At 72.8% G+C, this 8,814-nt stretch carries 8 protein-coding genes and 1 pseudogene; 8 read left to right on the top strand and 1 reads right to left on the bottom strand.

What is annotated here, in order from left to right; genetic code table 11:
• From ND748_RS18625 to ND748_RS18655, 7 genes and pseudogenes are all read left to right on the top strand, one after another.
• Nucleotides 1–358 (top strand): annotated as a pseudogene (locus tag ND748_RS18625) (cell division protein FtsZ); the annotation flags it as partial.
• A 24-nt stretch (nt 359–382) separates the two neighbouring features.
• On the top strand, nt 383–1,066 hold the full coding sequence (pgeF, locus tag ND748_RS18630) for a peptidoglycan editing factor PgeF (RefSeq protein ID WP_251747209.1): 684 nt from the start codon (nt 383–385) through the stop codon (nt 1,064–1,066).
• A gap of 74 nt (nt 1,067–1,140) precedes the next feature.
• On the top strand, nt 1,141–2,016 hold the full coding sequence (locus ND748_RS18635) for a YggS family pyridoxal phosphate enzyme (protein ID WP_251747211.1): 876 nt from the start codon (nt 1,141–1,143) through the stop codon (nt 2,014–2,016).
• Between the two features lie 10 nt (nt 2,017–2,026).
• Complete coding sequence (locus ND748_RS18640) at nt 2,027–2,572, top strand: cell division protein SepF (protein ID WP_251747222.1); 546 nt, start codon at nt 2,027–2,029, stop codon at nt 2,570–2,572.
• Between the two features lie 90 nt (nt 2,573–2,662).
• Nucleotides 2,663–2,917, top strand: coding sequence for a YggT family protein (locus tag ND748_RS18645; RefSeq protein WP_251747213.1), 255 nt, complete (start codon nt 2,663–2,665; stop codon nt 2,915–2,917).
• A gap of 93 nt (nt 2,918–3,010) precedes the next feature.
• A complete protein-coding gene (locus ND748_RS18650) occupies nt 3,011–3,991 on the top strand; it encodes a DivIVA domain-containing protein (RefSeq protein WP_251747214.1) in 981 nt (326 codons plus the stop codon).
• Between the two features lie 265 nt (nt 3,992–4,256).
• The gene (locus tag ND748_RS18655) at nt 4,257–4,412 is read left to right on the top strand and encodes a hypothetical protein (RefSeq protein WP_251747216.1); all 156 of its coding nucleotides are present in this window, start codon (nt 4,257–4,259) and stop codon (nt 4,410–4,412) included.
• Between the two features lie 52 nt (nt 4,413–4,464).
• Here the strand turns inward: ND748_RS18655 and ileS are convergent, their stop codons facing one another.
• A complete protein-coding gene (gene ileS, locus ND748_RS18660) occupies nt 4,465–7,638 on the bottom strand; it encodes an isoleucine--tRNA ligase (RefSeq protein ID WP_251747218.1) in 3,174 nt (1,057 codons plus the stop codon).
• A gap of 476 nt (nt 7,639–8,114) precedes the next feature.
• Here ileS and lspA point away from each other — a divergent pair.
• Nucleotides 8,115–8,814: signal peptidase II (gene lspA, locus ND748_RS18665; RefSeq protein WP_251747220.1), on the top strand; the 700-nt coding region annotated here is incomplete at its 3' end.

The following is an 8,814-nucleotide window of genomic DNA, read 5'->3' on the forward strand; positions in this document are numbered from 1 at the left end:
GCCCATCCCCGCGCCCGTCCAGCCGGCCCCGCCGACGCCGAGCTACCTGCAGTCGTCGCCGGCACCGATCGGCCAGTCGAACGTCGGGCACTACCACCCCGAGCCGCTGCCGGGGGCGCCGGCCGCCCACGAACGCGTCTCTGCCGGCGAGTCGACCGTGATCCCGACGGTGGAGTCGCGCATCGCTCCGCCCGCCCGGGAGTCCGTGGAGCCGGCGGCAGACCCCGGCTACGCCCAGCCGCACCGGGTTGATCCGCCGCGGGCGACGGGGCCGCGGCCGACCTACCCGCCGCCGCGCCGTCCCGTCCGGCCGGTGGTCGACGACGACGAGTTGGACGTGCCGGACTTCCTCAAATAGCCAGCGCCGGGCAGACTTCCGGCCATGCCGGTTCTCGTCACCTCCCGCGCGGGCGGGGTCAGTGCGCCACCGTTCGGCGGGCTCAATCTTGGTGATCATGTCGGCGACGCCGAGGATGCCGTCGCCGCCAACCGGCGCCGGCTGGTCGAACGGCTGCGGATGCCGGTGCAGTACATGCGCCAGGTGCATGGCACGCGGGTCGTCGTCGTGCGGGAGCCGGCTGCGCCGCCGGAGGCGGACGCCCTCGTGACCGATGTGCCGGGGCTCGCGCTGGCCGTGATGGTCGCCGACTGCGCGCCGGTGCTGTTCGAGTCCCCGACTGCGGTGGGGGTCGCGCACGCCGGGCGGGTCGGCATGGCCGACGGGGTGATCGACGCGACGCTGGCGGCGTTCGACCGGCTCGGCGTCCCGGCGGATCGGCTCACGGTCACCGTCGGCCCATGCGTCTGCGCGGGCTGTTACGAGGTGCCGGCCCAGCTGCGCCGGGAGGTCGACCAGCGGGTGCCGGGCAGCGCGGCGGCGACACGACGGGGGACCGCCGCGATCGACCTGCGGGCCGGCATCCACCATCAGCTCACCGCGGCGGGTGTGATCGACATCGCCGTCGCCGCCCGCTGCACCGCGGAGGACCCGGAGCTCTACTCCTACCGCCGGGACGGCCGTACCGGTCGGTTCGCCGGGGTTTCGTGGCTCGGGCCGGCCGCGTGATCGGGCCTGCGGACCCGGCCGGCGGGGCCGATTCGGCCGGCGGTGCCGATTCGGGCGCCGGGTCCGATCCGGCCATGGCGGTGGGCGGCGACCCGGTGCGCCGGGCGGAGCTGGCCCGCCGGCTGAGCGTGATCGAGGAACGGATCGCCGTCGCCGCCCGCACGGCCGGCCGCGATCCGGCCGGGTTAGCTCTCATCGCGGTGAGTAAGACCTATTCGGCCGAGGATGTCGTGATGCTGCACACACTCGGGGTGCGTCAGTTCGCCGAGAACCGCGAGCAGGAGGCTGGCCCGAAGGTGACTATGGTCACGCGTCGGCTCGAGCAGTCGTGCCGCGATCCGGCGGCCGGCGGCGCAGGCGGGCTCGCCGAGGTGGGCGTGGCGCCCGGCGCGGCGTCGGGTGGGAGCTCGGAGGGGCCCTCGGTCGGGGCCGCGAGCGGGTTGGACCTCAGCTGGCACTTCGTCGGCCAACTTCAGCGCAACAAGGCTCGATCCGTACTGTGTTGGGCGGACTGGGTTCAGTCGGTGGACCGATCGAGCCTGGTGGGCGTCCTGTCCCGGCTCGCGGTCGAACGGGGCCGCCCGCTGTCGATCTGTCTGCAGGTCTCGTTGGACTCGTGGAGTGATTCCGGCGGGCGGGTAGGGTCCGTGGTCGCCGATTCGGGCCGGGGCGGAGTCGATCCGGTGGGGCTGCCGGCACTGGCTGATCTGGTCGACGAGGCGCCCGGGCTGACACTGCGCGGCGTTATGGCGGTTGCTCCCCGTGGTGAACCGGCACGTCCCGCATTCGAGCGGCTGCGGGCCGTCGCGGAACGGCTGGTCCTGGACCACCCTCAGGCCACCGTCATCAGCGCCGGCATGTCGAGAGATCTTGAGGCCGCGGTGGCCGAGGGCGCGACACACCTTCGGATCGGGACCGCTTTGTTCGGTGAACGGCCTGGTGTCCCTTAGAGTCGCGCCCATGGGGCTCGGGCGCAGGGCGATGGTCTACCTCGGTCTGGCCGAGGAGGACGAGGACTATCTCGACGACGACTACGACGACGACGGTCGTGCGGTCGGTCACGACGATCGGCGTGTCATGCACGAACCGGTCCCGATGGACCGTACGGTTCGTCGGATCGACGCACGGGAGGAGCCGGTCGCCATGCCGCGACGTCCACCGGTCGAACCACTGCGCCCCGCCGGACCTGTGCCGATGCGGCGGGTCATGCCCGTCGAGGAGGCACACCCCTACCGGATCACGACGCTTCAGCCACGTAGCTACAATGAGGCGCGGCAGATCGGCGAGGAGTTCAGGGACGGAACCCCCGTTATCATGAACCTCACCGACATGGACGATGTCGACGCCAAGCGGCTGGTCGACTTCGCCGCCGGGCTGATCTTCGGGCTGCGTGGTGACATTGAGAAGGTGACCAACAAGGTCTTCCTGCTCTCGCCGCACAACGTCGAGGTCACCGAGACGGACAAGCGACGCATCCGTGAGGGTGGGTTCTACAACCAGTCATGACGGGGAACGCGGACCACTGACGCGCCCCCCAGGTCCCCAAGGTTCCCAGGAGAGAGCACCATCAGCACACTAGGCGACTTGATCTCATGGGTGCTGCTGGTCTACTTCCTGTTCCTGATAGCACGGTGGATCACCGATCTCGTTCTCGTCCTCGGTCGATCGTTCCGCCCGACCGGCCCACTGTTGTTGATCTTCGAATCCGTGTACACGGTGACTGACCCCCCGTTGCGGTTCATCCGGCGCATCCTGCCCCCGTTGAGGGTGGGTAGCGTATCGCTTGACCTCGGGTATCTGGTGCTCTTCTTGGTGATCTTGGTGCTGCGAAGCTATGCCCAGAGCCTGTGACGGGGTTGTGTGCACACCGCGAACGCGGGCGCGGCAGACTGCCCGCAGACCGCCCTCTCTTCGGGGAGCGGCGATGCCGCACGAGGAGGCGACGTGGCTCTGACACCACAGGACGTACAGAACAAGGTCTTCAGTCCGACGAGGTTCCGCACCGGCTACAATGAGGATGAGGTCGACACCTTCCTCGACGAGGTCGAGGCGGAGCTGACCCGGCTGCTCGACGAGAACAGCGACCTGCGCCGGCAACTCGACGAGGCCCGCCGTTCCGGCGGCGGCGGCCCCGGGGTCCCCGCGCAGATCCTCGAGGAGAACCAGGGGCTGCGTCGCCAGGTCGAGGAAACCCGTCGCCAGCTCGCCCAGGTCCAGGCGCAGGCCGCCCAGGCCGCCCAGGCCGCAGCCCGGGAACGCGCGCAGCAACAGCAGCAGGTGCCCCCGCCCGGCCCTGCGCAGGGTGGCGCCCCGACCACGGTGATCCCCGCCGTCGGCTCGGGCGGCGGCGGTGTGCCGGCTCGCACCGGCTCCGGCCAGGCCTCGGAGGCCGAGATCGAGCAGCGGGTCGCCCGCACGCTCGTGCTGGCCCAGCGCACCGCCGACGAGGCGCTGCGCGAGGCCCGCGCGGAGTCCGAGCGAGCTCGTCGCGAGGCCCGCGCCGACGCCGACCGCATCATCGGCGAGGCCCGCGCCCACGTCGCCGAGCAGCTCGGCGGCCTGGAGGACGACAAGCGCCGGCTGGAGGGCCAGGTCGAGCAGTTGCGGGCCTTCGAGCGCGAGTACCGCACCCGGCTGCGCGCCTACCTGGAGATGCAGTTGCGGGATCTGGACGGCATGCCGACCCAGCCACCGGCCGTCGGCGCGGGCAACACCTCCCGCCCCGGCCTGAACCCCGGCGGTCCGACGCCACCCCCGGCGGTGGGAATGGGCCCGAACGGCGGCCAGCAGAGCCCCGGCCACCAGCCGACGTTCCCACCCGGCCCGCCCATGCCCGCCGGCGCCATCGCCCGGGACAACGGCCACGGCGGGCGCCCGGATCTGGACCCCAACCGGCGCGACGCGCCCGGCATGCAGGAGTTCTGATCCGTCGCGTCGCCGTCCCCCGCCCCGCCGAGATCGTCCCTGCCTTGGCCGCGTCGTCCGTGACCACGCCGCGTGCGGCCAGGACTGTCAGTCCGGTGTCGGCGAGCACCGGTCCGGTGTCGGCGAGCACCGCCGTGACCGCCGCGGTGCCGCCAGACCCGCCGGCCCGCCCCCCCGCCAGCGCCGAGAGCGGCCCGGCCGTCAGCCGCGGCGACGCCCGGCGCCCTGGCCCGCCGCCGGCATCCCCGCCGCACCGGAATGCGCCGTGTTGACGCTCTGCGGTGCCCTGCTCGCAGTCTGCGCAGTGCTGGCCGTCGTCGGCATCGTGGGCAGCAGCGGGTTCGTCTACGCCTCCCTGATCCTGACGCTCATCGCCGCGGCCCTGATTCCGCTCGGCGCGCTGCGCCGAACGCCGTCCTGAGCGCCGCGGTGCCCCGCCGGCGCCGGGGATCGACGCCGGCGGTGCGGCGTGCCTAGACAGCCACGGAAGCGTGGCGCGCGAGGCTGAACTCGAAGCCCAGCTCCGCCGCCGCCGACTGCAGATTCCCCTCGGCGCCGGTGACCTCGGTGAAGGAGACCGCGAGCACCTCATCGGCCACCGTGTCGTGATGGGCACGCAGGGCAAGCGCGGTATCTTCGCGGGTCGCCGACCAGCGCACGTCCACCCGGTCGGTGATCTCCAGACCGGTGGCCTTGCGCGCGTCCTGCAGCACCCGCACCACGTCGCGGGCGAGCCCGGCCCGGGCCAACTCCGGGGTGATCTCCAGGTCGAGCGCAACGGACAGGCCGGACTCGGCGGTGACGGCCCAGCCCTGGCGCGGCGTCTCCGTGATGATCAGCTCGTCGCCGGAGAGCTCGACGGGTTCGTCGTCGACGGTGACGGTCAGCCGGCCGTCGACCGGCGTCCCGGCGGCGGCGATGGCGGCGGCGACCGCCTTGGTGGACTTGCCGAAGCGCCGGCCCAGGGCACGGAAGTTCGGCTTCACGGTGATGTCCACGACGTCCGAGGTGGCCGCCTCGACGACGGTGACGTTGAGCTCCTCGGCGATCTGGGCGCGCAGCTCGGCGGGCAGCTCGCCGAAGGCGGCGGCGCCGACGACGGCCCGGGGCAGCGGCTGGCGGGTACGCACCCCGCTGCCGGCCCGCGCGGCGCGGCCGAGTTCGACGATCCGCCGCACCAGGTCCATCTGCGCGGACAGCCGCGGGGAGTGCAGGTCGGCGGGCAGCTCGGGCCAGGTGGCCAGGTGCACCGACTCGGGTGCCTGCGGGGACGCGTCGGCGAACAGCCGGGCCCACAGCCAGTCGGTCAGGAACGGCGTGAACGGGGCCATCACCCGGGTCAGCGCGTCCAGGCAGGTGTACAGGGTGGCCAGGGCGTCCGGGTCGCCGGCCCAGAACCGTCGTCGCGACCGGCGGACGTACCAGTTGGACAGGTCGTCGATGAACCGGGCGATCCGCCGCCCGGCGCGCAGCGAGTCGAAGCCGGCAAGCGCGGCGTCCACCTCGTCCACCGTGGCCGCGAGCTCGGACAGCGCCCAGCGGTCGAGCACGTGCCGCTCGGCCGGGGCCGCCGCGGCCGGCCCCTCGCCAGGACGCCAGCCGGCGGCGCCGGCGTACAGCGCGAAGAAGGAGGCGGTGTTCCAGTAGGTCAGCAGGACCTTGCGGACGATGTCCTCGATCGCCTCGTGGCCGACCCGGCGGTCCGCCCACGGGGAGCCGCCGGCGAGCATCAGCCACCGGACCGCGTCCGCGCCGTGCCGCTCGAACAGCTCGAACGGATCGAGGACGTTGCCCACGTGCTTGCTCATCTTGCGGCCCTCCGCGTCGAGCAGCAGCCCGAGGCAGAGCACCGTCTCGTAGGAGGAGCGGTCGAAGACCAGGGTGCCGATCGCCATCAGGGTGTAGAACCAGCCCCGGGTCTGGTCGATCGCCTCGCAGATGTACTGCGCCGGGTACTGCCGGGCGAAGTCCTGCGCGCCCTGGTGCGGTGCGCCCCACTGGGCGAACGGCATCGCGCCGCTGTCGTACCAGACGTCGATCACCTCGGGCACCCGGTGCGCGGTCGCGCCGCAGGTCGGGCAGGCGATGGTGACCTCGTCGACGAAGGGGCGATGCGGGTCCAGCGCGGCGAGATCGCGCCCGGCGAGCTCGGCCAGCTCCGCGATCGAACCGACGCAGACCAGATGGTCCGGGTCGTCGTCGCAGCGCCAGACCGGCAGCGGCGTGCCCCAGTAGCGGTTGCGGGACAGCGCCCAGTCGACGTTGCCGCGCAGCCACTCGCCGTAGCGACCGGTCTTGATCCGCTCCGGGTGCCAGTCCGTCGCCTCGTTCTGGGCCAGCAGCTGGTCGCGGATCGCCGTGGTGCGGATGTACCAGGACGGCAGCGGGTAGTAGATCAGCGGGGTGTGGCAGCGCCAGCAGTGCGGGTAGCTGTGCGTGAAGGTCAGGCCCCGCCACAGCCGGCCGCGCTCGCGCAGGTCGGCGGTCAGCGGGGCGTCGGCGTCCTTGAAGAACATCCCGCCGACCAGCGGGGTGTCGGCGAGGAACCGGCCGTCGGTGCCGATCGGGTTGACCACCGGCAGCCCGGCGGCCCGGCAGACCGCCAGGTCCTCCGCGCCGAACGCCGGCGACTGGTGCACCAGGCCGGTGCCGTCGGTCGTCGTGACGTACTCGGCGAGCACCACCGAGTGCGGGGTGCCGGTGCCGGCGGCGAACCGCTCGGCGGCCAGCAGCTCGAACGGCCGGGCGTAGCGGGCGCCGGCCAGCGCCGTGCCGCGGAAACGCTCGACGACCTCGGCGTCCTCGCCGACGGCGGCGGTGACCAGCGGCTCGGCGACGACGAACAGCTCCCCGCCGCCGGCGCGGACCAGGGCGTAGTCGACCTCCGGGTGGGCGGCCACGGCGGTGTTCGACACCAGCGTCCACGGCGTCGTCGTCCAGACCAGCAGCTCCGCGCCGCGCTCGGCGAGCCCGAGGTCGTCGGCGACCAGCGGGAAGCGGACGTAGACCGACGGGTCGTCCACGTCGGCGTAGCCCTGGGAGACCTCGTGGTCGCTCAGTGGTGTCTCATCCCGCGGGCAGTACGGGGTGACGCGGAAGTCCTCGACGAGCAGACCCTTGTCGAAGATCTGCTTCAGCGACCACCAGACACTCTCGATGTAACTGGTGTCCATCGTGCGGTAGGCGGTGTCCAGATCGACCCAGTAGCCCATCCGCTCGGTCATCGCGGAGAAGTCGGCGACGTGGCGCAGCACCGACTCGCGGCAACGGGCGTTGAACTCGGCGATGCCGTAGGCCTCGATGTCGTTCTTGCTGGTGAATCCGAGTTCCTTCTCCACCGCCAGTTCGACCGGCAGCCCGTGGCAGTCCCAGCCGGCGCGCCGGGGCACGTGGAAGCCCTTCATCGTCCGGTAGCGGGGGAAGAGGTCCTTGAAGACCCGCGCCTCCACGTGGTGGGCGCCCGGCTTGCCGTTCGCGGTCGGTGGCCCCTCGTAGAAGACCCACAGCGGGCGGTCCGCCGTGGCCTCCAGCGAGCGGTGGAAGACCTTCGCGTCGCGCCAGCGGGCGAGCGTCTCGAGTTCGAAGGCGGGTAGGTCCACCTGCCCGGGCAGCGGGGCGAAGGTGGGGGTACGCGGGGCGGTGGTCATCGTGGCGGACCCGGTCTTCCTCGGTCGTGGCTGGCGTCGGACCAACGGAGGGACGACGCCTCACCGGCCGCACGTGACGACGGCCGGCGGACCTGCCCGCCGCCGCGCCCCGCCCGGGACCGGGGGTACCGCGGTACCACCCTCCTTGCACGCCCCGTCTCGACCGATCCGCCGGGGCGGAACGGGCCGTGGGACGGCCTCTCGTCAAAGCTCGCGACGGCCGGGTCTACTGAGGACTTCACCGGCTCGCGCCCGCGGGGTCCCGTTCTGCCGGCGGCTCGGGGGTGATCTTCGCGACGCGCTGGCCACCGGGCTTCCACCAACCCCGGCTCGCTCGGGCTGCGCCCGCCGCTACTCGTCCCTGTCGACGCTGTGCCGCTGCCAGCAAAGTCTAGTCGACCGCTCGGCCGCTCGGCCGGTGCCCGGCGGGGATCCGCCGCAGCCCCCCGTGCGGGCTGGCCCGTAGAGTGGATCGGGTGGGGGCGGAGACGACCATCGGGAGCAGTGTGTCCGAAGATCCCGCCGACCGTGGCCCGGCCGCCGCGGGCGGCGTCGCGGGCGCGGCCCGGCGTCCGGTGGCCACGCTGACGGTGGCGGCCCTGGCGATTCTGCTGCTCGACATCGTGACCAAGCACATTGCGGTGGCCACGCTGTCCGACCGTGATCCGGTCGACATCATCCCCGGCGTCCTCGATCTGCGGCTCACCCGCAACTCCGGGGCCGCGTTCAGCCTCGCGGGAGGGGCGACGGTCGTGCTCAGCCTCGTCGCCCTGGCCGTGATCTCGGTAGTGGTCTTCACCGCCCGCCGGCTGCGGTCGGTGGGCTGGGCGATCGTCCTTGGCGCCCTGCTCGGCGGCGCGCTGGGCAACCTGACAGACCGGATCTTCCGCGCCCCCGGCCCGCTGCGCGGCCACGTCGTCGACTTCGTCTACCTGCACCACTGGCCGATCTTCAACGCCGCCGACTCGGCGATCGTCTGCGGCGGCATCCTCGCCGTCGTCCTGTCACTGCGGGGCATCGGGCTGGACGGCACCCGCTACGGCGATCCCGACCCGAACCAGGCCGCGGGCGGCGTCCAGCCGGTCGTCGGTGCCGGCGGGAGCGCGGTCATGGGCGGCGCCGTCGCCGGTGGCGTGGCCGGCGCGGCTGACGGTTCGGGCGCTGCCGGCATCGACG

This window comes from Frankia sp. AiPs1, from assembly GCF_023716945.1.
Taxonomy (GTDB): domain Bacteria; phylum Actinomycetota; class Actinomycetes; order Frankiales; family Frankiaceae; genus Frankia.